This is a genomic window from Kingella sp. (in: b-proteobacteria) (assembly GCF_030527935.1).
Lineage (GTDB): Bacteria > Pseudomonadota > Gammaproteobacteria > Burkholderiales > Neisseriaceae > Kingella_B.
In genome coordinates this window covers 1-23,439 of the sequence record NZ_JAUMZV010000004.1, presented here as the reverse complement: position 1 = coordinate 23,439, position 23,439 = coordinate 1, and the positions used below count along the sequence as shown (strand labels likewise).

Annotated in this window: 29 protein-coding genes; 11 read left to right on the top strand and 18 right to left on the bottom strand. The window is 49.9% G+C overall.

What is annotated here, in order from left to right:
• Positions 1-300: 300 nt before the first annotated feature.
• From Q4A85_RS02005 to aroC, 5 genes are all read left to right on the top strand, one after another.
• On the top strand, positions 301-2,400 hold the full coding sequence (locus Q4A85_RS02005) for a TonB-dependent siderophore receptor (RefSeq protein WP_303107526.1): 2,100 nt from the start codon (positions 301-303) through the stop codon (positions 2,398-2,400).
• A gap of 332 nt (positions 2,401-2,732) precedes the next feature.
• Positions 2,733-4,517, top strand: coding sequence for an ABC transporter ATP-binding protein/permease (locus tag Q4A85_RS02000; RefSeq protein ID WP_303107525.1), 1,785 nt, complete (start codon positions 2,733-2,735; stop codon positions 4,515-4,517).
• Between the two features lie 65 nt (positions 4,518-4,582).
• On the top strand, positions 4,583-4,735 hold the full coding sequence (locus Q4A85_RS01995) for a hypothetical protein (RefSeq protein WP_303107439.1): 153 nt from the start codon (positions 4,583-4,585) through the stop codon (positions 4,733-4,735).
• A gap of 368 nt (positions 4,736-5,103) precedes the next feature.
• Positions 5,104-5,601 carry a DUF805 domain-containing protein gene (locus Q4A85_RS01990; protein WP_303107438.1) on the top strand — a complete coding sequence of 166 codons (498 nt, stop codon included), beginning with the start codon at positions 5,104-5,106 and terminating at the stop codon, positions 5,599-5,601.
• Between the two features lie 99 nt (positions 5,602-5,700).
• Positions 5,701-6,795 (top strand): chorismate synthase, encoded by a 1,095-nt coding sequence (gene aroC, locus Q4A85_RS01985; RefSeq protein ID WP_303107437.1) that lies wholly within the window; start codon positions 5,701-5,703, stop codon positions 6,793-6,795.
• Positions 6,796-7,112: 317 nt separating this feature from the next.
• On the opposite strand, the gene Q4A85_RS01980 is transcribed toward aroC, so the two are convergent.
• The 13 genes from Q4A85_RS01980 to Q4A85_RS01920 form a co-directional block, all read right to left on the bottom strand.
• Positions 7,113-7,463, bottom strand: coding sequence for a hypothetical protein (locus tag Q4A85_RS01980; RefSeq protein ID WP_303107435.1), 351 nt, complete (start codon positions 7,461-7,463; stop codon positions 7,113-7,115).
• A 52-nt stretch (positions 7,464-7,515) separates the two neighbouring features.
• Positions 7,516-7,953, bottom strand: coding sequence for a transcription antitermination factor NusB (nusB, locus tag Q4A85_RS01975; protein ID WP_303107434.1), 438 nt, complete (start codon positions 7,951-7,953; stop codon positions 7,516-7,518).
• 33 nt (positions 7,954-7,986) lie between these two features.
• Positions 7,987-8,445 carry a 6,7-dimethyl-8-ribityllumazine synthase gene (gene ribH / locus Q4A85_RS01970; RefSeq protein WP_303107432.1) on the bottom strand — a complete coding sequence of 153 codons (459 nt, stop codon included), beginning with the start codon at positions 8,443-8,445 and terminating at the stop codon, positions 7,987-7,989.
• Between the two features lie 38 nt (positions 8,446-8,483).
• Positions 8,484-8,810 (bottom strand): DUF2185 domain-containing protein, encoded by a 327-nt coding sequence (locus tag Q4A85_RS01965; protein ID WP_303107431.1) that lies wholly within the window; start codon positions 8,808-8,810, stop codon positions 8,484-8,486.
• 38 nt (positions 8,811-8,848) lie between these two features.
• Complete coding sequence (gene folK, locus Q4A85_RS01960; protein WP_303107523.1) at positions 8,849-9,361, bottom strand: 2-amino-4-hydroxy-6-hydroxymethyldihydropteridine diphosphokinase; 513 nt, start codon at positions 9,359-9,361, stop codon at positions 8,849-8,851.
• On the bottom strand, positions 9,358-9,804 hold the full coding sequence (gene smpB / locus Q4A85_RS01955) for an SsrA-binding protein SmpB (protein ID WP_303107430.1): 447 nt from the start codon (positions 9,802-9,804) through the stop codon (positions 9,358-9,360). Before smpB ends, folK begins: the two co-directional genes overlap by 4 nt.
• A 114-nt stretch (positions 9,805-9,918) precedes the next feature.
• Positions 9,919-10,347, bottom strand: a complete 429-nt coding sequence (locus Q4A85_RS01950) for a prepilin-type N-terminal cleavage/methylation domain-containing protein (RefSeq protein WP_303107429.1) — start codon at positions 10,345-10,347, stop codon at positions 9,919-9,921.
• Between the two features lie 13 nt (positions 10,348-10,360).
• Entirely contained in the window at positions 10,361-10,972 is a 612-nt protein-coding gene (locus Q4A85_RS01945) for a PilX N-terminal domain-containing pilus assembly protein (RefSeq protein WP_303107427.1), read from the bottom strand.
• A 20-nt stretch (positions 10,973-10,992) separates the two neighbouring features.
• The gene (locus Q4A85_RS01940; protein ID WP_303107425.1) at positions 10,993-12,072 is read right to left on the bottom strand and encodes a PilW family protein; all 1,080 of its coding nucleotides are present in this window, start codon (positions 12,070-12,072) and stop codon (positions 10,993-10,995) included.
• Positions 12,073-12,095: 23 nt separating this feature from the next.
• Complete coding sequence (gene pilV / locus Q4A85_RS01935; protein WP_303107424.1) at positions 12,096-12,710, bottom strand: type IV pilus modification protein PilV; 615 nt, start codon at positions 12,708-12,710, stop codon at positions 12,096-12,098.
• A gap of 28 nt (positions 12,711-12,738) precedes the next feature.
• Positions 12,739-13,446, bottom strand: a complete 708-nt coding sequence (locus tag Q4A85_RS01930; RefSeq protein ID WP_303107422.1) for a GspH/FimT family pseudopilin — start codon at positions 13,444-13,446, stop codon at positions 12,739-12,741.
• A 34-nt stretch (positions 13,447-13,480) separates the two neighbouring features.
• The gene (dnaB, locus tag Q4A85_RS01925) at positions 13,481-14,887 is read right to left on the bottom strand and encodes a replicative DNA helicase (protein ID WP_303107421.1); all 1,407 of its coding nucleotides are present in this window, start codon (positions 14,885-14,887) and stop codon (positions 13,481-13,483) included.
• 269 nt (positions 14,888-15,156) lie between these two features.
• On the bottom strand, positions 15,157-15,687 hold the full coding sequence (locus tag Q4A85_RS01920) for an inorganic diphosphatase (RefSeq protein WP_303107420.1): 531 nt from the start codon (positions 15,685-15,687) through the stop codon (positions 15,157-15,159).
• Between the two features lie 247 nt (positions 15,688-15,934).
• Between Q4A85_RS01920 and Q4A85_RS01915 the strand changes: the two genes are divergently transcribed.
• From Q4A85_RS01915 to Q4A85_RS01900, 4 genes are all read left to right on the top strand, one after another.
• Positions 15,935-16,831 (top strand): energy transducer TonB, encoded by an 897-nt coding sequence (locus tag Q4A85_RS01915; protein ID WP_303107419.1) that lies wholly within the window; start codon positions 15,935-15,937, stop codon positions 16,829-16,831.
• Between the two features lie 54 nt (positions 16,832-16,885).
• The gene (locus Q4A85_RS01910; protein WP_303107417.1) at positions 16,886-17,545 is read left to right on the top strand and encodes a MotA/TolQ/ExbB proton channel family protein; all 660 of its coding nucleotides are present in this window, start codon (positions 16,886-16,888) and stop codon (positions 17,543-17,545) included.
• 2 nt (positions 17,546-17,547) lie between these two features.
• On the top strand, positions 17,548-17,979 hold the full coding sequence (locus Q4A85_RS01905; protein WP_303107415.1) for a biopolymer transporter ExbD: 432 nt from the start codon (positions 17,548-17,550) through the stop codon (positions 17,977-17,979).
• 311 nt (positions 17,980-18,290) lie between these two features.
• On the top strand, positions 18,291-18,671 hold the full coding sequence (locus tag Q4A85_RS01900; protein ID WP_303107414.1) for a hypothetical protein: 381 nt from the start codon (positions 18,291-18,293) through the stop codon (positions 18,669-18,671).
• Positions 18,672-18,701: 30 nt separating this feature from the next.
• Here Q4A85_RS01900 and Q4A85_RS01895 read toward each other — a convergent pair whose 3' ends face one another.
• On the bottom strand, positions 18,702-18,947 hold the full coding sequence (locus Q4A85_RS01895) for a hypothetical protein (RefSeq protein ID WP_303107412.1): 246 nt from the start codon (positions 18,945-18,947) through the stop codon (positions 18,702-18,704).
• Between the two features lie 361 nt (positions 18,948-19,308).
• Between Q4A85_RS01895 and Q4A85_RS01890 the strand changes: the two genes are divergently transcribed.
• A complete protein-coding gene (locus tag Q4A85_RS01890; protein WP_303107410.1) occupies positions 19,309-19,440 on the top strand; it encodes a hypothetical protein in 132 nt (43 codons plus the stop codon).
• Between the two features lie 2 nt (positions 19,441-19,442).
• On the opposite strand, the gene Q4A85_RS01885 is transcribed toward Q4A85_RS01890, so the two are convergent.
• Positions 19,443-21,602, bottom strand: coding sequence for a bifunctional (p)ppGpp synthetase/guanosine-3',5'-bis(diphosphate) 3'-pyrophosphohydrolase (locus Q4A85_RS01885; RefSeq protein WP_303107522.1), 2,160 nt, complete (start codon positions 21,600-21,602; stop codon positions 19,443-19,445).
• On the opposite strand from Q4A85_RS01885, the gene Q4A85_RS01880 reads away from it, so the two are divergent.
• Positions 21,601-21,732 carry a hypothetical protein gene (locus Q4A85_RS01880; RefSeq protein WP_303107408.1) on the top strand — a complete coding sequence of 44 codons (132 nt, stop codon included), beginning with the start codon at positions 21,601-21,603 and terminating at the stop codon, positions 21,730-21,732. The genes Q4A85_RS01885 and Q4A85_RS01880 overlap by 2 nt on opposite strands.
• 48 nt (positions 21,733-21,780) lie before the next feature.
• On the opposite strand, the gene Q4A85_RS01875 is transcribed toward Q4A85_RS01880, so the two are convergent.
• The 3 genes from Q4A85_RS01875 to gmk all read right to left on the bottom strand — a co-directional run bounded on the left by Q4A85_RS01875 (position 21,781) and on the right by gmk (position 23,122).
• Positions 21,781-22,125 carry a hypothetical protein gene (locus Q4A85_RS01875; RefSeq protein WP_303107406.1) on the bottom strand — a complete coding sequence of 115 codons (345 nt, stop codon included), beginning with the start codon at positions 22,123-22,125 and terminating at the stop codon, positions 21,781-21,783.
• Between the two features lie 78 nt (positions 22,126-22,203).
• Entirely contained in the window at positions 22,204-22,413 is a 210-nt protein-coding gene (gene rpoZ / locus Q4A85_RS01870; RefSeq protein WP_303107404.1) for a DNA-directed RNA polymerase subunit omega, read from the bottom strand.
• Between the two features lie 94 nt (positions 22,414-22,507).
• Positions 22,508-23,122 (bottom strand): guanylate kinase, encoded by a 615-nt coding sequence (gene gmk / locus Q4A85_RS01865; protein WP_303107402.1) that lies wholly within the window; start codon positions 23,120-23,122, stop codon positions 22,508-22,510.
• Between the last annotated feature and the right edge of the window lie 317 nt (positions 23,123-23,439).

Sequence of the window (23,439 nt, the reverse complement as noted above, 5' to 3'; positions counted from 1 at the left end):
GTCCATCCTTGTTACAATCGCGCACTTTTTTAACCAACCTTAACACCCGCTAACATCATGAGATTAAACAAAATCACACTCGCCCTGCTCGGTTTGAGCTTTGCCCAATTTGCCGTGGCAGACAATGCCGACAACAGCGCAACGCAGCCTGAAACCAGCGCGCAAAGTCCCGCGCAAGCCGAAGCCAGCGCGCAAGACAGCAGCGCAACGCCCGCGCAAACCTTGCAAAACGTAACCGTTCAATCCGACCGTTCCGTTGTTCGCGCCGCCAAATCCTTCTCCATCGCCAGCGATGGCGATATGCTCGACCGCGTTAATTTAAGCCTGCTTGGGCGCGCCAACGCATTCACCGCGCCGATTACCGTAGTCAATTACGATGAAAACCGCATCAACAACAAACAAGCCCGCACGCTGGTTGATGCCGTTGCCAGCACCGATGCGTCTGTGATGGCGTTTGGTGGCGAAAGCAATACGCTCACAGGCTTGTATTTTCGCGGCTTCCAGCTAGACGCACGCCAATTCAGCGTAAACGGCTTGGCGGGTATGTATGGCACGCAAGGCACCGCCGATGTGCACGTTGGCTCCGCGCAGTTGATTAAAGGCGCGTCCACCGCCGTAACAGGCATGGACCCCGAAGGCGCGGTTTCAGGCGCATTGAATATTGAAACCAAAAAAGCCAGCGATGACGGCAACCGCAAAGTTGGCTTGGCATGGTTTAGCGACAGCCGCGTGCAAACCACCGCCGATATTGGGCAACGCTTTGGCGAGAGCAAACAATTCGGTATCCGTGCCAACGCCAAATTGCGCCACGGCGACACCCCGCGCGATGGCTATAAAGAAGACGACAAAGAATTTGCCTTTAACGCCGATTATCGCGGCGAAAAATTGCGCGTTGCGTTTGACAGCGTGTACGCCAAACGCAAAACCCACGGCGGTCGCGCCCGCATGCAAGATATTCAAAACGCCGCAGGCAAGCTATTTGCCGCGCCCGATGGCAAAACCAACCTGCTGCCCGCGTGGAACTGGCAAAACACCGTGGGTCAAACCAATATGCTCACGTTTGAATACGACACCGACCACAGCTTCCAAATCACAGGCGGCATCGGCTACAACAAAGCGCGTTACTACGGCACGCTGATTTCGCCCACCATCTGCCGCAACGCCACCACCGCCTGCACCACCGCCAACCAATACACCACAGGCACCGCCCGCCTAACCGACCAATATTTCCGCACATTGAGCATGAATTTATCGGCACGCGGCGAGTTCTACACCGGGCCTGTTTCGCATAATTGGAGCACCGCGTTTGACCGCATTATCCGCCAACGCGCCACCTATCGCGGCACGGCAGCAGGCAGAAGCACCGCCACCATCTACCCCGAGCGCGGCAATCTTGCAGGGCAACTGGCAGCGTTTAAACCCGATTACCCCAACCGCATGGAAAGCAATGCCAACCTAGATGCGCGGATTAAAGTGAACAGCTTGGCGTTGTCTGACACGCTGGGCTTTTTGGACAACACGCTGCGCCTAACCGTGGGCGGGCGTTTCCAACACGTTGAATACACAGACAAAAAAGCCAACGAAACAGGCAAATCGCACCGCATCAGCCCCATGCTGATGGCGGCATGGCTGCCATCGCCCGATTTGGTGTTCTACGGCAACTATATGCAAGACCTTGAACCTGCCGACATCAAAACCGATGACGATGGCAACACCACCATGGCAAAACCACGCGTGAGCCGCCAATTTGAATTTGGCGTACGCAAAAACTGGGGCGACGTGGTAACCACATTGAGCGCGTTCCAAATCAAACGCCCTGGTTATTGGCGCGGGCAAACCAACGCCAACGGTCGCTTAACCTATGGCAATAATTCCGATTTTGCCAAATACAAAGCCCAGGGCGGCGCGGCGGGCGATGAGCAAGGCTTTGAGCGCAATCGCGGCGTGGAATTTAACGTGTACGGCAATTTGATGAATAAAACGCTGCATCCGAGCTTTGGATTGATGTATATGCGTTCGGATTTGCGCAAATACCCCAGCTCGCGCGATATGCTGATTAACGGCGTGCAAGTCGCCAGCCCGCGTGTGATTGCCAAAGCGGGCATTGAATGGGATACGCCGTTTGCGCAAGGGCTGACGCTGAATGCCAACGTGCAGTATTACGGCAAATCGTATCAAGACAGCCAGAAAAAATACGCGTTCCCCAGCTACACGCTGGTGGACATCGGCGCGCGCTACACCAAAAAATTTGGCGAGCGCAACGCGCTGACCGTAAGCGGCGCGGTGGAAAACGTGTTCAACAAACACTATTGGCAAGTGCAACGCGGGCAATATGACCGCAGCTTCGCCGTAGTCGGCATGCCGCGCACGTTCTGGTTGAAAGCGGATTATTCGTTTTAATTGAATGAGCAAGGCAGCCTGAAAACAGGAATAAAGCGTTTTCAGGCTGCCTTTTTTGTGTTTGGCGATGTCTTAAAAAGTATGCTGGCTTGATGATGGTTGATAGCAAGCAGTATGGGTTAAAAACCCTGCCATCTGTTCCTTCTCCCGCTAGCGGAGGAAGGCTAGGATGGGGGTGGCAAGCGATTAAACCGCCACCCTAACTTTCCCCCGCCAGCGGGAGAGAGAACAGCAATGCAGCATATTTAGGACATCGCCTTGTGTTTTTTAGTGTTTCAGGCTGCCATCTTGCCTTGTTTAGGCAGCCTGAAAAACCATTCCCCCATCCCATCATGCCCACCAAACTCCCCAAATGGCAGCAAGAACTGTTCGCCACCCCCATCTGGCTGCTGCAAACCTTTGTCAGCGTTGTGCTTATTTTGACTATCGTGGTTTGGCTGCTCAAATACACGCGCTTCGGGCGCGAATTTTGGCACGTCCTGCGCCCGTGTTTGGATAAAAAAGCCGCCAGCCGCGCCCTGCTGATGATTTCCGTCATGATTGTGTTGCTGCTCACCGAAGTGCGGCTCAACGTGTTCAGCACCTTTATGTCCAGCGGGCTATACACATCCATGCAAGACATGAATGCCAGCGTGTTTTGGCTGTTTGCCGCCATGAATGCCGCCGTGGTACTGCTGCGCACGTTTAACGGCGCGGTAAACGATTTTTTTGACCAAGCCATTGCGATTAAATGGAGCGAGCGGCTCAACGCGGTGCTGATTGAACGCTGGCTCAGCGACAAAAACTACTACCGCCTGCAAAGCAAACGCCACACCCCCGACAACATAGACCAACGTATCCAGCAAGACGCGCAAGATTTCATCGTTTCCACCATTGAATTTGTGCGCGGCATGCTCAATTCCGTGCTTACCTCGCTAGAATTTGCCATTGTGCTGTGGGGCTTGGCGGGCGTGCTGACCGTGTTTGGCATCAATATTCCGCATGGCATTGTTTATTTTGTGTTTATTTTCGTTATCCTTGCCACCTTCGTTGCCATGTGGATAGGCAAACCGTTGATTCATCACAATTATGAAAACGAAAAGCTCAACGGCGATTACCGCTATTCGCTCATCCGCATCCGCGACCACGCCGAATCCGTTGCCTTTTACGGCGGCGAAGCGCAAGAAAAACAATCGCTCAATCAACGCTTTGCCGCCATCATCCGCAACAAATGGCGCATCGCCCGCCAAAGCGTGTTTTTAAGCGGCTTCAACGACATGTTTTCCAGCGGCATCAAACTCTTTCCCATCCTGTTGCAAGCCCCGCGCCTGTTTGCAGGGCAAATCAAACTCGGCGACATCCAACAAACCGTGCAAGCCTTTGCCCGCTTGCAACAAGCGCTGTCATTTTTCCGCCTGTTCTACGGACGCTTCACCGTCTATCGCGCCCGCCTAGAACGGCTATACGGCTTTATGACCAGCATGGAAGAGCCACACCACAGCCAGCAGCCGCAACGCCAAATCAGCCAAGGCAGCCTGAAAATCCAAAACGTAACCGTGCACCGCGCCAACGGCGACATCCTGCTGGATAACCTCAATTTTCAGGCTGCCGCAGGGCAAAGCCTGCTGATTAAAGGCCCATCAGGCTGCGGCAAAACCACCACCCTGCGCATGCTGGCAGGGCTATGGGCGTTTGGCAGCAGCGGCAACGTATGGCAGCCTGAAAAACGCCACACGCTCTTTATCCCGCAACGCCCCTACGTCCCCCAAGGCAGCCTGAAACACGTCTTGTGCTACCCCAACATCCAAGCCAGCAACGAAACCCTTATCGCCACACTCACCGACTGCCTGCTGCCCCAGCTTGCCGAGCGGCTAGACGAAGAGCAAGACTGGCAACACATCCTTTCCCCTGGCGAGCTACAACGCATCGGCTTTGCCCGCGTGCTGCTGTCGCAACCCCAGCTTATCCTACTGGACGAAGCCACCTCCGCGCTCGACGAACCCACCGAAGCCCACCTCTACACCCTAATCCGCCAACGCCTGCCCCAAAGCATCATCATCAGCATCGGACACCGCGGCACGCTGGATGCTTTCCACAGCCAGAGCATAGAAATTACCGCCCCGATGAATTGCGATTGAAGCTGCACAGCAGCGCAACAAAAGGCAGCCTGAAAACTTGTTTTACTGTTTCAGGCTGCCTTTTAATGTTTTTTCTCTTTCCCAGCGCAGGCGTTTCGCCGCCTACCACGAGCAGGGGCAAGCCCCTGCACCCCACGCTCCACCTCTTTTCAGGCTGCCCAACCATCATCGCCCGCGCCCAACCGTATGGCGAGCAACGCGTTACCCACCGTGGTTAATCACATTCTGGCAAGCAACAAAATAGCCCACCCAAGCATTCAACGTTTTCAGGCTGCCCTATTCATCACCAAGGCAGCCTGAAACGCAGCTCAGCAGAGCTAAAATTTAAAAACTCTCACTATTTTCATCGGCGAGAGATTACTTTTGCCCGCCCATTAAGCGATTACGCTAATTTCCCGCCATTGCGCTTGACATTCCCCCCACCCCCGACAATTACAATCCTGCGATTTTTCATTTCTTAACAAAAATCCAACAAGGAGTTTGAACATGAGCTGGTATTTAGCAGCTTTAGAACCTGTATTCACTATTTCCATAGACATCTTTTATGCCCTAAAAACGTAGCTACTGCGTTAAAAATGCTCGCAAGGTGTCCAACCTTATTGCGCTTTTTGCCTTGTATCCGCGCTTTTATTTCATAAAATCTGCCTATGGAAATAGTGAATACAGGTTCTTAAAAAAATACATCACATTCAGGGGGCGTGCGCGTAGAAAAGAGTTCTGGATATACACGCTAATAGATAGACTGATACAGCTTATTCTTCTTATCGGCATCTTTTTTGCCTTTATTTCCAATACCACACCCAACAGCATAGGCAAAGACGGTCATTCGGATATATTTACGGTTGGCGTTTTGGTTAGCATAGCATTGCTGGCAATCTATCTGCTTGCCACCATCCTGCCCACACTTGCCGTTACCGTGCGCCGTTTGCACGACACCGACCGCTCAGGCTGGTGGTTTTTTACTTGTTTAATTCCTTATGTAGGCACATTTATCCTACTGATTTTGCTTAGCTTAGAAGGCACAAAAGGCAACAATCGCTTCGGTAAAGACCCCATAACAGCCGAAGAATACGAAAAATATTAACCCCACCACAAAAGGCAGCCTGAAAGCCCCAACCCCGCTTTCAGGCTGCCTTTATGTTAAAATTTGCCATCCTAAAAACCATCCACCAGAAAGCACATCATGGCAGGCAACACCTTCGGACAACTCTTCACCGTAACCACCTTTGGCGAAAGCCACGGCGCAGGCATCGGCTGCATCATCGACGGCTGCCCGCCCCATCTCCCGCTCAGCGAAGCCGACATCCAGCCCGACCTAGACCGCCGCAAACCGGGCACCAGCCGCCACGTTACCCAACGCCGCGAAGACGACCAAGTAGAAATCCTATCAGGCGTGTTTGACGGCAAGACCACAGGCACACCCATCGCCCTGCTGATTCGCAACACCGACCAGCGCAGCAAAGACTATGGCTCAATCGCCCAGCAATTCCGCCCCGGCCACGCCGACTACGCCTATTGGCACAAATACGGCATGCGCGACTATCGCGGCGGCGGCAGAAGCTCCGCACGCGAAACCGCCGCCCGCGTTGCCGCAGGTGCAATCGCCAAAAAATGGCTGCACCAACAATTCGGCACCCACATCATCTGCTGGGTAACGCAAGTGGGCGAACACGAAATCGCCTTTGAAAACGAAGCCTACATCGCGCAAAACCCCTTTTTTGCCGCCAACCAATCACAAATCGCCACGCTGGAAGCCTATATGGACAGCGTGCGCAAATCGCTGGACAGCGTGGGCGCGAAGCTGCACATAGAAGCCCGCAACGTGCCATTTGGCTTGGGCGAACCCGTGTTTGACCGCCTAGATGCCGACATCGCCCACGCGCTGATGTCCATCAACGCCGTCAAAGGTGTAGAAATTGGCGACGGCTTCGGCGTGGTCGCCCAACGCGGCAGCTACCACGGCGACGAACTCACGCCGCAAGGCTTCGCCAGCAACCACGCAGGCGGCATCGTTGGCGGCATCGCCACAGGGCAAACCATCACCGCCAACTTCGCCATCAAACCCACCAGCTCCATCGCTACCCCACGCCAATCCATAGACATCCACGGCAACCCCGTAACCATCGCCACCCACGGGCGACACGACCCCTGCGTGGGGCTACGCGCCGCCCCCATCGCCGAAGCCATGCTCGCGCTGGTGCTCATCGACCACGCCCTGCGACACCGCGCTCAAAACGCTGATGTGCGTGTGGACACACCCGATATTGCACGCGGATAGTTTTCAGGCTGCCTTGGCGGGATGCAAAGGCAGCCTGAAAACTAAAATGGTGCTGCGGCGGCTCGCCGTCAACGCTTATTAAACATTGGGTGGTGTCCTAAAAAGTATGCTGTACTGCTGTCCCCTCTCCCGCTGGCGGGGGAAGGGACAGCAGTGCAGCATATTTTTTAGGACACTTACCTTGTAAAGGTTTCAGACTGCCTTTTTATGGGTGGCCAGAGTAGGGCGGCTATATGCTGTTTCAATACGCCTAGCCCAAACAAAACCCATTTCAGGCAGCCTGAAATGGGTATTTGGCTACAACGAATCACATCAAACTACGGCTGATTATTCTGCCCCGAGTTTGCCGAGCGTTTATGCGGAATTGCATCGCTACGCGCCAGCAACATCAGGCAGCCTGAAATCACCATCCCCAGCGCAATAAACGGCGCAGTCGCGTATTCATATTCGTTCACCAAATACAACACGCCGCCGATATACATCAGCAGTGGTGCGGATACGACCGTTTGCTTGTTAAATCCATCCAACACAAACACCAACACACCCGATGCAAACAGCGCAAAGGCGATGATGTTCGCCGTGCTGGGGAATAAATCCATGCTTTTGAGCAGCCACAACACGCCCGCGATAATCAAAAACAGCGGCAATGCAAGAGATGATTGTTTCATATTCATTCCTTTCTATTGGATGGGGCAGCCTGAAACGGCGGTTTTACAGTTTTCAGGCTGCCTCACGACGCTTCGGGTCATTGGGGCGAAGCTGCGTCACCAGTTTATCCAAAATGCCGTTAATAAACTTGTGGCTATCTGTGCCGCCAAAGGTTTTGGTTACTTCAATCGCCTCGTTGATAATCACAGGGTAAGGCGTTTCGGGCATCTCTTTGAGCTCGTGCACCGCCACCAGCAGCACGCTGCGCTCAATCGGGTTAATCAGGTTTTCATCGCGGTCAAGCAAGGGGCGGATGATTTGCATATATTCGCGCTGATGGTTGTGCGCGCCGAAAAAAATGGCGGTAAACAATTCGCCATCGGCATGACGATAATCGTTGCTTTCGCGGATGTGTTGCGCCACTTCGGGCGCGGGCACTTTGTTCAACGCCACTTGATACAAGGCTTGCACGGCAAATTCGCGCGCACGGCGGCGGGGAGAAACTCGCATAATCGTCCTTTCCGTTTTCAGGAAGCCTGAAAATTATTCTTCATCCAAACCGTTTAACAAATTCGCCAATTCCACCGCCACAATCGCCGCATCGCGGGCTTTTTCCTGAATCCGCGCGTGCGCTTGCGCATCGTTTTCGGTGGTCAAAATTGCGTTGGCAATCGGCACATTAAAATCCAAGCCCACGCGCGACACGCCCGCGCCCGATTCGTTGGCAACCAATTCAAAATGATACGTTTCGCCACGGATAATCGCGCCGATGGCAATCAACGCGTCATACGACTCACTCGCCACCATGTTTTGCAAAACCAGCGGCACTTCCAGCGCACCAGGCACCGTTGCCAGCGTGATGTCTTCATCCGCCACGCCCAGTTCCAGCAATTTGCTGCGTGCCACTTCCACCATCGCGCTGCCCACTTCGTTGGTAAAACGCGCTTGCACGATGCCAATTTTGAGACCTTGCCCATTCAGATTAGGAGCGATTGTTTTCATGTGTTTTCCTTTGGATTAAATAAGTAGGCAGCCTGAAATCATGCTTGCGGCTGCCAATCGGTAACAGGGGTATAGCTTTCGCTATCATCATTCCATTCCCACGCGCCCGCGCTTTGCTGCATCAGCGGCGCAATTTCAGGATGCGCGGCGATGATTTGGCTCAATGGCAAGGTTTCGTAGTTCGCCGAATCGTTGGCATAAGCATCGTCTTCCGCGCCGCTGAAAAAACGCCAGCCGCTGTCGTGTTCAAACGCGGGTTCTTCGCGGTATAAAAAACCAATCGCTTCATGCTGTTGGCTCACTTGCTTGCTCACGATGGCATAGCTTAATGCGTTGGAAAGGGCTTGGGCAAAGGGATGATTCATGTTGTATGCGGGTAGAAAAAAGCGCGAATTATACGCGCTTATTGAGCTTTCAGGCAGCCTGAAAACGGGTTGGGCAGCTTTTCGATGCCTGCATTGCCCAATTTTGCAGCGAGCTGTTGCGCCGTGCCAAAATGGGCGATTGGATAATCAGGCGCAATTTCCGCCAATGGCAGCATCACAAAACTGCGCTCGTGCGCGCGGTGATGCGGAAGCTGCAAATCGGGCGCATTGCTGGCGGTTTGCGCGTAATCAATAATGTCCAAATCCAATGTGCGCGGCGCATTGCGAAAACTGCGCTGCCGCCCGAACCGCTGCTCAATCTGTTGCAGCTGCTGCAAAAGTTCCAGCGCAGCATAGCTTGTTTCCACCACCGCCACCGCGTTAATAAAATCAGGCTGCTCGGCATAGCCAACAGGCGCGGTGCGATACAGCGAAGACGTTTTCAGGCTGCCTATTTGCGGCAAAGCAGCCACCGCAGCAAGCGCGTTTTGCACCTGCGCGATGGGGTTTTCCAAATTGCTGCCAAAGGCGATAACGGCTGTATTCATCATCGTGCGTGCTTCATCAAACGTTGTTTTTCGCGTTTCCAATCCGCTTCTTTGGATGATTCGCGTTTGTCATGCAATTTTTTACCTTTCGCCAAGCCAATTTCCGCTTTAATGCGTCCGCGTAAATAATGCAAATTAAGCGGCACAATGGTGTAGCCAGCGCGTTCGGTTTTGCCGATGAGCTTATTAATTTCCCGCTGGTTTAACAATAACTTGCGCGGACGAACAGGGTCGGGCTTAACGTGCGTGGAAGCAGTTGGCAGCGGGGTAATATGGCAACCAACCAAATAAAACGCATCCCGTTTCCAGTAGATATAGCTTTCTTTTAGCTGCACACGCCCCGCACGAATGGCTTTCACTTCCCAGCCTTCTAACACCAAGCCCGCTTCAATTTGCTCTTCAATAAAATAATCGTGAAATGCTTTGCGATTGTTAGCAATAGACATAAATAACTTTCGTATCAAATAATTGCGCAATTTTAGCAGAAAATACGGCCATCGGCGGAGAATACAAAATAAAACAAGCTGATAGTTTGTCTATCAGCTTGTTTAAGCGAATGATTAAAATGACTCGCAGTTGCTGGGTTTGGTTGAAGTAGCACTGCCTGTTGTTAAACCTTTGCAACGATAAGTAGAGCCATCACTATCCATCCAAATGCCATATTTATGCCCGCTGGTTTTGGGAACTGCTTGCAAATATAATTTTTTCTGTTCAATTGCGCGAGAAAAAGTATATTTGCTAGTGCTGTTTAATGCTGGAACATTTGTTGTATCTCTCAGAATATCAGCCAAACTCGCACGAGGATTAACCAGCTTTTGCGCTTCTACAGATTGACGGAATGAAATCATCTGCTGTTTAGCTTCTGCTAAGTTTGCTCTTTCTAAATAATTTTGGTATGTAGGAAGGGCAAAAGCAGCAATTACTGCAATAATAGCAACCGCAATCATTAGTTCAAGAAGCGTATAGCCATAAACTCTATTTTTATTCATTTCAGGCTGCCTTTTATTGTTTATTTAATAATTCAAGATAAGTTTGCAGTGTAACAACTGTATCTTTATTATTACCATGTGCGCGCGATGTTACACGAAAATAGTCCACATAACCTAATTTAGCGTCAGTTTTACTACCTAAATATTCAATGATATAGCGTGTTTCTGCCCCTGATACTGCTTTACAGGTTTTACCCTCACAGCCTTTATCCAACACTGATGCTTTATTGATTTCACATCGGTTATATACATTTGACTGGCATCGTTCCCAAGCAGGAATTGTAGATGGGGTTTCACTAGGAACATATTTAAAGAGCAAATCTCGGCTATCTGCTTTATAAGTATCTTTTGCAGGAGCGCATAAACCTTTATCACAATCTGCTTTAAAGGTAATTGCTGTTTTGCTAGATGTATTTACCCAGTCTTTAATGACGGACTCAGCATCCCGCAGACCTTGTTCGGCAAGAGAAAGAGCATATTTTCTATCCGCTTCATTTGTACTCATGCGCATTTCAGTATTTGTTGATTGGCTCGTTGCAATAACCAACAATGCGATAACCAACATAATCACCATGACAATGAACAAGGAAAAACCGCCTTGATTATATTTATATTTATTCTTCATGATTACTCCTAACTAGTATTTTACGCAGGGGAAGTTGTAGAACATACGTTACCTGCACGAATAGTTGCATTAATAATGTATGGGGTATCAGTTGTTGTACCAGAATATCTATAATTTAGTGTGAGTCTTAAACCAACAGGTAACCCTTTTAGATTTCCATCAGTAGTTAGCTCATTATCCGTAAAAATGAATTTCTCTTTATTATGGTCATTGGTATTGGTAGAGTCATTTTTGCAATCTTTTGTATAGATAAATTGCGATTTAATATCCGTTACATTTTGAGCTAATAATTGAGGCCCTTGCCATTTGCCTTCTGGGTCTAAATCATAACGTAATAAACTGGGGACATTGTTAATAGTTGCCACAATATATGCTGCGGCATAGAGTTTGTTTAATGTAAACTCCCCTTTGTTTGAACCCAAATTGCTAATCTTAGTATTTATATTATCTAGTTTAAAACTTCTAGGATTTTGATCTGTTGCATGCGTTGCAAATGCGTAAGAACAGCTAGTCATGACAAGCGTATTTTTCGCTCTTGTTGAATTTGCAGCAATAGATTGATTTAAGTCAGGCAGCTGTTGTTTACCAGAAATCTCTGCATTGCCAGTTGCATCATCAATAGCAACTCCTGCAGAATCCTTGCCATAAATAAAGAGTATACCGCCTCTGATATCGGACAAGCCTGTTGTAGTAATGCCAGCCCCAGCGAAATCTGTGCTCGCATTTAAAACCTTTATACCAAAGCCACTATATTGACTACTGCCATCGGCATTATCTGTGATGGCAATAAGTTTTTTCTCTGCATCTGCAAAATCATTAAATTCAAATTTGTTAGAGTTACTGATATTTGCAGAACTATAACAACCAAATGAACCCGTATTACGGGCATCTCGCGTAATGCTTGAAGCTGCATTACGCAAATTTTGTTGTGTATCTAAGCGTTTTTGTGCATTGTTATTCAGTTTGCGCGTGATGAAATAGGTGCTACCAGCAGCACTAATGACAATCATTGCTAGTGCACTAGCAATCAAGAATTCCATTAAAGTGAAGCCTGAATTTTTACGAGAAGACGGAAATGAATTATTTTGCATTGTTTTCATGTTAAAACCTTTTTACTCATCACTTAATTTGCTACTCGTAATACATAGCTATAATCATTAAAGCGGTTTTTTGAACTTTCTGAACGCCACGCCACTTTAATAGCTGTATAAGCACCGCTAGATTGACAGTTAGCATTCATTCTGCCTGTACTATCCAAAGTAGGTTGTGCAGGTTCTTCTTTATCTAAACAAATAGTGTAGCTGACTGAAGAAACAGTAGATGATTCTGGGGCAATGAGATTATTGTACAACTCGTGTTCAAACTGTTGTTTATATTCATTTGCTATTGAGACTTTTGTATATTCAGCACCTATTGATGGCGAGAATTGGTCAACACGACCTGTGATTTGTGTTGGGCTAGTAATATAAGATGCATAGTTATGTGAATAATCTCTGCCTGTTGTTTTAGCCAAAGTTGCATTCATCAGCATGGATTCGGCTAATGCTTCTGTGCTTTGTGAGACAAGGCTTTTGTTTTCAGCTTCGGTTAGACCAGAAACAGAACGTAGCTGAGTTGCCATTAGTGCCAGCAGACCTAAGGTTAGCAAGATAACAGAAACAATCACTTCAATAAGCGTTGAACCCTGAATATTTTGCTTTTTCGCAAAAGAAGGAGTGCGTATGTTTTTTGAAATCATGGTCTAAATCCAAAAAGAAAATTAAAATTTATTTAGTACAGAATTTAACTAAATCACCTGATAGCGCATCCTTTGCAGAAGCAGAAGAGCTACATGTCGCCGCATTACCTGTTGGCGTAATCAAAGCATATCTTACAGGAGAATTTTCTCTGCCCGCGTCTCTAATTCCTAAACGAATATATTTTGAGCCAAATTCGTTTTGTGCAACAAAATTTGTGTAGTCATTTGCAGTAGAAGCTGCTGCTGTTTTTTTGTAGCCAAAGAAACCATTAGGTAGGAAAACAAATGTATTAGATGGCGACGCGCTACAAACCGTGCCAGCAAGATCACAAGTTTCTGTTTTCACGCTCACTTTGCTGTTTGCTGAAATATTAGGGCCATTTAGTGTAATAGTTCTTAATGCAGAATCTATTTTAGCATCATAAATGCCATTTCTATCTTTATCGGCAAAAATCAAAATACCATCACTGATTTTTGTTTCATCACAAACACCAGTAGGACGTCCATCTTTTCTAATAAGAACGCCACACAATAAAACAGGAGTATTCATGCGCACAGCTTCGGTTCGTGCAAAGCGGAACGCATTAGCGATTTGCTCTGAGCGATTAACCAATCGTGAGTTGGAAACAAAATTGCGCATACTGGGGAAAGCAATAGCTGCCATAATTGCCATGATGGCAACGGTAACCATTAGTTCTAATAGGGTAAACCCTTGTACTCTTTTATCGTGTGGCATAGTTTTAACTCAAATTTAAGAATAGGTTAATCAATTATTCTGTGTTACTGGCTGCTTCTGGGATGTATGCAGCATTTTCAAAGCGGGTAAATTGCCCCATAAAGGTTAGAAATACGCGTCCTGTTGGACCATTCCGATGTTTGCCGATAATGCATTCTGCGAGCCCTTTGAATTGGCTTTGTTCTTTGGTGTAATACTCATCGCGGAACATAAACATAATTAAATCAGCATCTTGCTCAATTGCGCCAGATTCGCGTAGGTCGGACATCATGGGGCGTTTGTCTGTGCGCTGTTCTACGGTTCGCGATAATTGTGATAGCGCGATAACAGGGACTTGCAATTCTTTGGCGAGTGCTTTGAGCGAGCGGGAAATTTCGCCTAATTCTGATGCGCGATTATCGTTGCGACCCGAGCCTGACATCAGTTGCAGATAGTCAATAACAATTAAGCCCAATTGGTTGTTGAATCTGCGGGCAAGCCGTCTTGCGCGAGCGCGTAATTCTAATGCGCTTAAACCTGCGGTTTCATCAATAAAGATGGGTGCATCGGTTAACTTGGCAACGGCTTCGTTGAGTCGCTCCCAATGTTCGTCTTTCAGGCTGCCGTTTTTTAGGACGCTTTGGTCAAGCCGCCCAACGGAGCTTAACATCCGCATAACCAGTTGTGTGCCGCCCATTTCCATTGAGAATACGGCAACGGGGCGTTTACCGCTAATGGCAACGTGTTCGGCGATGTTGATGGCAAATGCGGTTTTGCCCATTGATGGTCGCCCCGCCACGATAACCAAATCGCCTGCCTGCAAGCCTGATGTCATTCTGTCTAAATCGGTAAAGCCTGTGGCGATGCCTGTTACTTCATCGGGGTTGTCGCGTTGATACAGCATATCAATGCGTTCAATATTTTGTTGCAGCAAATCAGGCATTTCTAGGAAGCCTTGTTTGGATTTTGCTGTGCTTTCTGCGATTTGGAAGACTTGATTTTCGGCTTCGTCTAATAATTGTTCCGCACTTTTTCCTTGCGGATTATAGGCATTTCTAGCAATTTCTGTTCCAATCTCGGCAAGCTGACGAATGATGGAACGTTCGCGGACGATTTCGGCGTAGCGGCGGATGTTGGCAGCGGATGGGGTGCTTTGTGCAAGGGTAAGCAGGTAGTCAAACCCGCCTGCGTGGTCAAGCTGGTCGTTGCGTTCCAATGCTTCTTGCACGGTGATGATGTCGGCGGGACGATTTTCGTTGATGAGTGCGGAGATGGCGCGATAGATGAGTTTGTGTTCATGGCGATAGAAATCGTCTTCGGCTAGGATGTCGGCGATGCGGTCGTAGGCGTTGTTTTCAAGCATCAAGCCGCCTAGCAGGGATTGCTCGGCTTCTATGGAATGGGGCGGTAGGGCGAGATTGCGTACTTCGCTGTCGTTATCTTGGATGGGGATTTCTGGCATGGTTAAATAAAACTAACGTTTTTTGGCACTTTGTTAAATGTGTTTTTTGATGTTGTGTGTAGCGAGAGTAGAAATTTGGATTTTGGGATGTTAGAACCTGTATTCACTATTTTTATAGGTATCTTTAATATGCCCTAAAAATACAGCTACCGTTCGCCTTGTATCCACGTTTTTATGTCATCAAATCTGCCCATACAAATATGAATACAGGTTCTTAGTTTTCAGGCTGCCTATACCAATAATATGTGTTAGGCAGCCTGAAAAGGATTTTATTGTTGTTTCCAACGTTGTTGCGATTCGCGGATAACTTGTTTGGCTTCTTCAATGTCGCCCCAGTGTTCCACTTTGGTTGTGCCTGCTTTTTTCAGGTCTTTGTAGTGGTTGAAGTGAAACTCAATTTGTTTGATGAGCTGGGCGGGCAGGTCGGCTAGGCTTTGGATGGCGTTGCCGGTGTCGCGGTCATCAGCGGGCACAACGACAATTTTGTCGTCCACTTCGCCATCGTCCACAAATTTCATCACGCCGATAACACGCGCTTCCATATAGATGCCTGTGGGCAAGGGCGTGCGTGTGATGATGAGCGCGTCCAGTTCGTCGCCGTCTTCGTCTAGGGTTTGCGGGATGAAGCCGTAGTTGGTGGGTTTGGCGAAGATTTGGGGTTCTACTCGGTCTAGTTTCATCAGGGCGTTTTTTCTGTCCCATTCAATTTTGTGTGCGCTGCCTTCGGGGATTTCAACGACCACGTTGATGATACCGTTGTCCACGTCGCCTGCGTCTAGAACTTTGTTGAAATCTGTCATTTTGTTTCCTATCGGGGTGGGTTGAAATGGGGCAAATTATAAACGATGGCATGGGGCTGTGCAAAGAATGGTTAAGCTGCGTTATTTTTTCAGGCTGCCTATGGGTGTTGTGTAATTTTATGTTGTTATTTTTGGCTAGCAAAATGCTAATTATTTGAATTATAATCTCTGGATGATGAAAAATAATCGTTTTTTGAAGCCTGCTGTAATTGGTTTGGTTACTTTATTACATGCAGGTGTAATTGCTTTGTCGTGGAATGGTTTTAAGCCGCCCGAGCCTGTGGAAGCGGATGCGATGGCATTTGTGGATTTGGGTTCGGTTGAGGGCGATGATAAGCCATTGGGCGATGGTGCGCCTGCGCCTATGGAGCAGCCAGAGCCGCCCAAACCGCAGCCGCCTGCTGAGCCGCCCAAACCTGAGCCGAAAGTTAAACCCAAGCCCGAGCCTAAGCCTGAACCCAAGCCTAAGGTGGTGGAAAAGCCCAAAGTGGCGGCGGTGGTGCGCAATGATAAACCTGCGGACTTTAAGCAGCCTGAAAAGGAGGTTGAACCGCCCAAGCGCGAGATTAAGCCCGAGCCTATTAAACAGCCTGAAAAACCTGTGGTTAAACCGCAGCCTGAAAAAGCAGTTGAGCCGCCCAAGCCGTCTGTTGCGCCGTCTGCCAATCCGTCTTCATCATCTAGCAACAGCAGCGCAATGGCGAATAAGGACGCGGCAAACCGTGCGCCTGATGGCACGGGCGGCGGCGGTTCGTCTGTGAACAGCGAAGTGCCGCAAAATGGGGCGGGCGATAAGAACGGCGATGGACACGGCAAGAAAGGAGGAGGAGCGAAGCCGTCCAACAATAGCGGAAACAACGTCATGGTGGCCGATGGCGGCTATATCAACTTGCCCAATCCGCCTTATCCACGCGCAGCAGCGGAAAACGGAGATACGGGCGTGGTCAAACTTTCGGTGGTGGTAAATGCGGCGGGCAAGGTTATGGAAGTGAAAGTAACCAAGTCTAGCGGCTCGGCGGCATTGGATAATGCGGCGAAACGCGCGGCGCAATCGGCAAGTTATCGCCCCAAAAAAGTGGATGGCGAATTTGTTTCAACCCGATTTAATACGCAGTTCACTTTTGAGTTTGAGCTGAATAAATAGTTTTCAGGCTGCCTGAAAGCAAATGTTTTTTTAATCACTTATGGAAGTAAACGAATGAATTTAGGACTAGTTTTTAAAAGCGGCGATGCTGTTTTGATTGGTGTGTTTTTGTGCTTGATTGCAATGAGTATCACAACGTGGGTGCTGATTTTGCTGCGTGGCGTGCGTTATCGCGCGGCACGGCGGGCGAATCGCGCGGCTACGAAAGCAATTTGGGAAGCCAAAGACTTGGTGCAAGCCGAGCAACAAGCGAAGCAAATTGACGCGCCGATTAGCGAATTGGCTTTGGATGCGATTCGCGCCAATCAGCAATTTCAGGCAACGCAAAGCTCCATGCTGTCGGCAAGTTTGCCACGCAATGCTTATTTGGAACGCGAAATGCGCCACAGCATCGGCAAGATTTTGAGCCGTTTTGAAGGCGGCATGACGGCATTGGCAACAGTAGGCTCAACCGCACCGTTTGTGGGGCTGCTGGGCACGGTATGGGGGATTTACCATGCGCTGATTAACATCAGCAACAGCGGGCAAATGAGCATTGCTGCGGTGGCGGGGCCCATTGGCGAAGCGTTGGTGGCAACGGCAGTAGGCTTGTTTGCGGCGATTCCTGCGGTGTTGGCGTATAACGTGTTTATGCGCGGCAACAAAAATTTGAGCCGCGAGTTGCACAGCTTTGCCCACGATTTTCATGTTCAATTGCTTAACGGGAAGGATTGAGGATGGCTTTTAATGTGAACGAGGGCGGCGATGATGCGCCGATGAATGATATTAACGTTACGCCCTTGGTGGACGTGATGTTGGTATTGCTGATTGTGTTTATGATTACGATGCCTGTTTTGACGCACTCGATTCAAATCAATTTGCCAACCACGAGCAGCACGAAAGAGCAGCCAAAGCAGGATGTGAAGCCGATTAACTTGGCGGTAACCGCAGCGGGCAAATATACATTAGGCGAGGAATCTACCAATGAAATGGATTTGCCTGCGGTAAAAGCGAAGCTGGAAGAGCTGGCGAAAAACGACCCTGATGCCGTTTTGGCGATTGATGCGGATAAAGACACGCCGTATGAAAATGTTGCCAAGGTGTTGGAAGTGGCGAAAGACGCGGGGATTGTTAAGGTGAGCTTTCGCTTGGAAAACAAGAATCAGTAGATGAGCATAAAGAAAAACCGTGTTGCTTGGTTGCGGCACGGTTTTTTGGTTTTTACTTGGCAACTTCGCTATGCTACGCAGGCTGAAACCTTTGCAAAACCAAGCAGCCGATGAAGTGGCGATGGTTTGTTACCCAATGATGGATGAAATAGGATGACGTTTATCAAACGTTAAAGCTATCCGCTATGGTGGGCAGCAGTACAGCATACTTTTTAGGATACCACCAACTTTTCAAGCTGCTACTGGGATTTTGTAAAGGTTTCAGGCTGCCTTTGAAGTATGCGATAAAGGCAGCCTGAAAAGATTTTCGTTTGCTGTTTTGGCTTTACTCGTTTTCAGGCTGCCTTTGGATTGAGCCTATGGATGTTTTTGAATTTACTTGCCGTGGTGTGCAAATCAATCGGCAGCCGTTGCGCGTGCTGTTGAGCGAAGACCCACTGCCGTTGGAACAGAATTGCTGTTTTGTAGAACTTACGCTGGGGCGGCTTACGCTTGCGCCTGATGACGGCAGCCGCATCGTGCATCTGTCCGATGGTTTGGCAACGTTTTTAGATACGCACAACGGTTTGCTGACGCTGTGGCTTACGCCTGATGCGCAGCGCGAAAGCGGGGGTGGATTGGTGCAAATTCGCTTGCAACCACAGCAGGTGGAACGGCTTGGGGCGGTGGTTTATGCGTTTGCGGCAGCCTGAAAATGGTTTTTTGGGGTTTCAGGCTGCCTTTTAGTATACGTAGTCGCCTTGCTCAATCTGGCGGATAAAGGCATCTATATCGGTTGCGACAATGGTCATCGGCATTGTTCCCAGCGCGCCCAAATCGCACGCATATAGGGTTTCGTCATCGCCGCTGCGGCGGATAAAGAAAGCGATGTCGCCGTCTTGACCAATCATCCAATAGTCGGGCGCATTTTGGGCGATGGCGTAGGTTTCGTTGTGCTCGGCAAGGTGGGCGCTGCCGTATAGGTACACGCCGAACTCGGCGGCGATGGGGTGGCTGTCGGCATCGCCAAGGGTTTGTAGGAATTGGGTGTATCAGGGTGGGAAGGTTGGGGGCATGGTGGTTTCCTGCTGGCGAGATGGAGAAGAGTGGGGCAGCCTGAAATCTTTACAAAACGCCTAAACTTATCTAGGGGCTATTTACAATTGGTTTAAAAATCAGATTTTGCGTCAGAGTGGCGCGGCGAACTTGCGAAGCTAAAATGGCAGATGCAAGGCAAAATGCAAGTTCCTGTCGATCCATAGGCGAGTATTTTTGACACGGCAGATGCCGCCTTGGGGCGGAAAAGCCACTAAAATATTGATTATCATCACGTCCTACACGCCGATTTAATTGAATCTATTCCACAATAAATTTCAGGCTGCCTTGGAATATCCGCAAAGGCAGCCTGAAAACACTTCTCCATCCATCCCATCAACGGCGGATGATTGCCCACCCGCCATTTTCCATTTTCAGGCTGCCTAAAATCACACCCGCGTAACCTTGCGTACCTGCGGAATCTGATGCAACGCCGCCATCACCGTGTTCAAATGCGCCAAATCGCGCACGCTCAAATTAAAGCGGAACTCCACAAAGCCTGCTGTGCCGCCTTGCGATTTAGCCAAAGTATCCACCGAAGCGATGTCCGCGCCGTTATCGGAAATGGCGGAAGTAATCGCTGCCAAGAGCGCGTGGGCATCCAGCGATGAAACCACCACCGCTGTGTCATACGTTTTGTTGGCGTTGTCGGGCAGCATCGCCCAATCGGCATCCAGCTGGTGTTCCCTGTCGGTTTTCAGCAGCGTGGCGCAGGTGTCGCGGTGGATAATCACGCCTTGGTCGGCAACAATCACGGCGCGTACGCCGTCTCCCGGCAAGGGCAGGCAGCATTTTCCCAAGTGAACGTGCGGGATTTCATTGCCGTTCACTTGGATCGGGCTGAGTTTCACTTCGCCGCCCCAATGTTCGCCCGCCAATTCGGCAATTTCCATCGCCACCGATACGGGCAGCAGCCGCCCCATGCCCACTTGATACAACACGTCTTCAAACGTTTGTTTTTTCTCTTCCAGCGATTGCAAATATTTGTCTTTCAGCGTTTCGGACTGCGCCACTTTTTTCGGCAGCAGGCTGTTTAATGCGCGGGCAAGCAGGCGTTCGCCCAAGGCAATCGCATCGGCATGGCTGGTGTTTTTGATGTAGCTGCGGATGGCACTGCGGGCGCGGCTGGACTTGGCAAAATTGAGCCAAGCGGGGTTGGGCTTGCCGTGCGTGGACGTGATGATTTCCACCGTGTCGCCCGTTTTAAGCTGGGTGTTGAGCGGCACCGCCACGCGGTTCACGCGCGCGCCCACGCAGCGATGCCCGATGTCGGTGTGGATGGTGTAGGCAAAATCAATCGGCGTTGCGCCGCGCGGCAGCGTGATGATTTTGCCTTTGGGCGTAACGATATAGACTTCGTTGGGGAACAAATCCACCTTAACGTGTTCCAAAAATTCCATCGCGTTAGCACTGCGCGCTTGCAAATCCAAAATGTTTTGCAGCCATTGATTGGTGCGCAGCGTGGTTTCGTCTTCCTTGCTGCCTTTGTATGCCCAATGGCTTGCCACGCCCACTTCGGCGATGGCGTGCATTTCGCGCGTGCGGATTTGCACTTCAATCGGCAAGCCGTATGGCCCGTTGAGCGTGGTGTGCAGCGATTTGTAGCCGTTGGATTTGGGGATGGCGATGTAGTCTTTGATTTTACCGGGGCGCGGTTGATACAGGCTGTGCAGCGCGCCCAAAGCGGCGTAGCAAGCGGGGATGTTGTTCACAATCACGCGAAAGCCGTAGATGTCCAACACTTCTTCAAATTTGAGTTTTTTGGACAGCATTTTTTGATGTAGGTTGTAGAGATTTTTCTCGCGCCCGCGGATTTGCGCTTCAATATTGCAGGCAACAAGGCGCAGGCTGATTTCGCGCAACACGCGCTCTATCACGTCGTGGCGATTTTTTTTGAACGCGGTCATGGCGCGTTTGAGAATTTCGTAGCGATGGGGGTGCATGGCGTGAAACGACAAGTCTTGCAGCTCGCGGTAAACGTGGTTGAGCCCCAAGCGGTTGGCGATGGGGGCATAGACTTCTAGCGTTTCGGTGGCGATGCGGCGGCGGCTGGCGGGGCTTTTTGCGCCGAGTGTGCGCATATTGTGCAGGCGGTCGGACAGTTTGACGATAATCACGCGCACGTCTTTGGTCATCGCCAAAATCAGCTTGCGAAAGCTCTCGGCTTGCTGCTCGGCTTGGCTGTCAAATTTTAGGTTTTCCAATTTGGACAAACCGTCCACCATTTCGGCAATGGTGTCGCCAAAATCGCTTGCCATTTGCGCTTTGGTTACGCTTGTGTCTTCCAACACATCGTGCATCAAGCCTGCGCTTAGGGTTTGAATGTCCATGTGCCAACGGGCAAGCTCGGTGGCAACGGCGATGGGGTGGGTGATGTAAGGCTCGCCGCTTTTGCGCGTTTGCCCATCGTGGGCGCGAAAAGCGTAGGCGCAGGCGGTTTCTAGCTGCTGCTGTTCGACATCGGAAAGATAGCTGGCTTCGCGCAATAGCTTGCTGCGGTAATCGGCGGTGAGCGGGTCGTAAGGGGCTTGGGGCGATGGGATGGGCATGGGCATGGGCTTTGGCTTGTGGCTCCGCTGGACTGGGTTTCAGGCTGCCTTAGAGCCTGAGTTTGAGTTTGGGCAGCCTGAAAACGGGATGGGCGTTAAATCTTATGGATTATGGGATAAGGCAGCCTGAAAAGCTCAATCAGGATAAACGTTTCAGGCTGCCTTAACGTGGCTTCAATTATTCATATTTGCGCAACAGCTTATCAATTTCGGCTTCATAGCTGGCGCAGAAATTGGGTGCGCTGGCTTTTTTCAGGTATTTGGCTTTGAGCGTTTCGGTGTTTTGTTGCAGCTTGGCGATGTTTTTTTCGTTGTATTGCTCGCAATGGTGCTTGTTCACCGCTTGTGCCAAGCGCGGTTGGTATTTTTGCTCCACCACGTCAGTTGGCACACCGCATTGTCCTAAATACAAGCCTGTGGCAAAGCCTGCTTCGTAGATGTTGCTGCAACGGCGTTCTTCCAGCCAAGAAGCGTTTGCCAAGGTGGGGGCGATGATGGCGAGCAGGGCGAGTTTTTTTAGCATGATGATTCCTTTGCTTCTGTGAATAAAATTTCAGGCTGCCCACCACGCAACCGAGCGCAATGGGCAGCCTGAAAACCATTATTTAACGCGCGACAAGATTTCTTCGGCGGTAACCTGCCCTGCGGCGATTTCGCGCAACGCGGTTACGGTGGGCTTATCGTGGCGGATGTCTTCCACCAAAGGCGATGTGCCGTTTTCCAGCTGGCGGGCGCGGCGCGCGGCGGCAAGGGTTAAATCAAAATGATTGGGGATTTTTTCAATACATTCTTCAACGGTGATGCGAGCCATTTAGGGTTTCCTTGTGAGTGGGTTTAAGGCAGCCTGAAAACGCATTTACGGCATTAGGCAGCCTGAAAAGGGATTAAAGAAAAGGGTTTAAATTTTAAAGATTTTGCAATATCTTTTCAACGGTTAACGTTTGATTACGCAGCCGCAAGCGTTGCGCTTTAAAAATATGCAGCAAATCGCTTTCCGCCAGCAGCAAATCGTTGTTCACCACAATATAGTCAAACGCAAACGCATAGCGGATTTCCTGCTCCGCTTCGTTCAACCGCCGCGCGATGGTTTCTTCGCTATCGGTTTGGCGGTTGCGCAAACGCTGTTCCAGCACGGCAAGCGATGGCGGCAAAATAAAAATGCTCACCGCTTCGGGCAACGCCTTGCGCACTTGCTCCGCGCCTTGCACATCAATTTCCAAAATCACATCAAAGCCTTGCGCGCACATTTCTTGCACCGCCGCCGCGCTGGTGCCATACAAATTGCCAAACACTTCGGCGTGTTCCAAAAACGCGCCCTGCCCCACCAATTCGGTAAAATGCTCGCGCGTGGTGAAATAATAATGCTTGCCGTGTTGCTCGTTGTCGCGCGGCGGACGCGTGGTGTGCGAAATGGACACGCGGATTTGCGGATTGTGCGCGGTTAAACGCGAAACCAGCGTGGTTTTGCCTGTGCCCGATGCGGCGGAAATAATGAATACATTGCCTTTGGCGGTTGTCATTTTGTTTACCTTTGATTACATAATTAAACACAATTATGCCATAGTTTTCAGGCTGCCTGAACTATGGGCTTGGGGTGTTGATAGGCAGCCTGAAATTCAATTTGTTCAACAAAAACCGCATGACAACTCGACACTATGCGGTTTTGCTTTTCAGGCTGCCTTTTATGATGGCTGAATGGGACAGCGGATGGTTGGGCTACGGTGGGGTGCAGGGGATTGCCCCTGCTCGTGGTAGGCGACGAAACGCCTGCTCTGGCAAATAATAAGGGGCTGTCCTAGATAACTCAGGAAATTCACATTAAGTTAGAATTTCCCCT

Excerpts from the sequence above, each read along its gene's own strand:
- Q4A85_RS01945 (WP_303107427.1), bottom strand. The coding sequence starts at position 10,972 with ATGAAGAATAAATATAAATATAATCAAGGCGGTTTTTCCTTGTTCATT.
- folK (WP_303107523.1), bottom strand. The coding sequence starts at position 9,361 with ATGATGAATACAGCCGTTATCGCCTTTGGCAGCAATTTGGAAAACCCC.
- aroC (WP_303107437.1), top strand. The coding sequence starts at position 5,701 with ATGGCAGGCAACACCTTCGGACAACTCTTCACCGTAACCACCTTTGGC.
- Q4A85_RS01880 (WP_303107408.1), top strand. The coding sequence starts at position 21,601 with ATGGGCATGGGCTTTGGCTTGTGGCTCCGCTGGACTGGGTTTCAGGCT.
- Q4A85_RS01950 (WP_303107429.1), bottom strand. The coding sequence starts at position 10,347 with ATGAATAAAAATAGAGTTTATGGCTATACGCTTCTTGAACTAATGATT.
- Q4A85_RS02000 (WP_303107525.1), top strand. The coding sequence starts at position 2,733 with ATGCCCACCAAACTCCCCAAATGGCAGCAAGAACTGTTCGCCACCCCC.
- Q4A85_RS01965 (WP_303107431.1), bottom strand. The coding sequence starts at position 8,810 with ATGAATCATCCCTTTGCCCAAGCCCTTTCCAACGCATTAAGCTATGCC.
- Q4A85_RS01875 (WP_303107406.1), bottom strand. The coding sequence starts at position 22,125 with ATGCTAAAAAAACTCGCCCTGCTCGCCATCATCGCCCCCACCTTGGCA.
- Q4A85_RS01910 (WP_303107417.1), top strand. The coding sequence starts at position 16,886 with ATGAATTTAGGACTAGTTTTTAAAAGCGGCGATGCTGTTTTGATTGGT.
- Q4A85_RS02005 (WP_303107526.1), top strand. The coding sequence starts at position 301 with ATGCTCGACCGCGTTAATTTAAGCCTGCTTGGGCGCGCCAACGCATTC.
- Q4A85_RS01940 (WP_303107425.1), bottom strand. The coding sequence starts at position 12,072 with ATGAAAACAATGCAAAATAATTCATTTCCGTCTTCTCGTAAAAATTCA.
- gmk (WP_303107402.1), bottom strand. The coding sequence starts at position 23,122 with ATGACAACCGCCAAAGGCAATGTATTCATTATTTCCGCCGCATCGGGC.
- Q4A85_RS01980 (WP_303107435.1), bottom strand. The coding sequence starts at position 7,463 with ATGAAACAATCATCTCTTGCATTGCCGCTGTTTTTGATTATCGCGGGC.
- nusB (WP_303107434.1), bottom strand. The coding sequence starts at position 7,953 with ATGCGAGTTTCTCCCCGCCGCCGTGCGCGCGAATTTGCCGTGCAAGCC.
- Q4A85_RS01995 (WP_303107439.1), top strand. The coding sequence starts at position 4,583 with ATGTTTTTTCTCTTTCCCAGCGCAGGCGTTTCGCCGCCTACCACGAGC.
- Q4A85_RS01920 (WP_303107420.1), bottom strand. The coding sequence starts at position 15,687 with ATGACAGATTTCAACAAAGTTCTAGACGCAGGCGACGTGGACAACGGT.
- dnaB (WP_303107421.1), bottom strand. The coding sequence starts at position 14,887 with ATGCCAGAAATCCCCATCCAAGATAACGACAGCGAAGTACGCAATCTC.
- Q4A85_RS01930 (WP_303107422.1), bottom strand. The coding sequence starts at position 13,446 with ATGCCACACGATAAAAGAGTACAAGGGTTTACCCTATTAGAACTAATG.
- smpB (WP_303107430.1), bottom strand. The coding sequence starts at position 9,804 with ATGTCTATTGCTAACAATCGCAAAGCATTTCACGATTATTTTATTGAA.
- Q4A85_RS01885 (WP_303107522.1), bottom strand. The coding sequence starts at position 21,602 with ATGCCCATCCCATCGCCCCAAGCCCCTTACGACCCGCTCACCGCCGAT.
- Q4A85_RS01905 (WP_303107415.1), top strand. The coding sequence starts at position 17,548 with ATGGCTTTTAATGTGAACGAGGGCGGCGATGATGCGCCGATGAATGAT.
- pilV (WP_303107424.1), bottom strand. The coding sequence starts at position 12,710 with ATGATTTCAAAAAACATACGCACTCCTTCTTTTGCGAAAAAGCAAAAT.
- rpoZ (WP_303107404.1), bottom strand. The coding sequence starts at position 22,413 with ATGGCTCGCATCACCGTTGAAGAATGTATTGAAAAAATCCCCAATCAT.
- ribH (WP_303107432.1), bottom strand. The coding sequence starts at position 8,445 with ATGAAAACAATCGCTCCTAATCTGAATGGGCAAGGTCTCAAAATTGGC.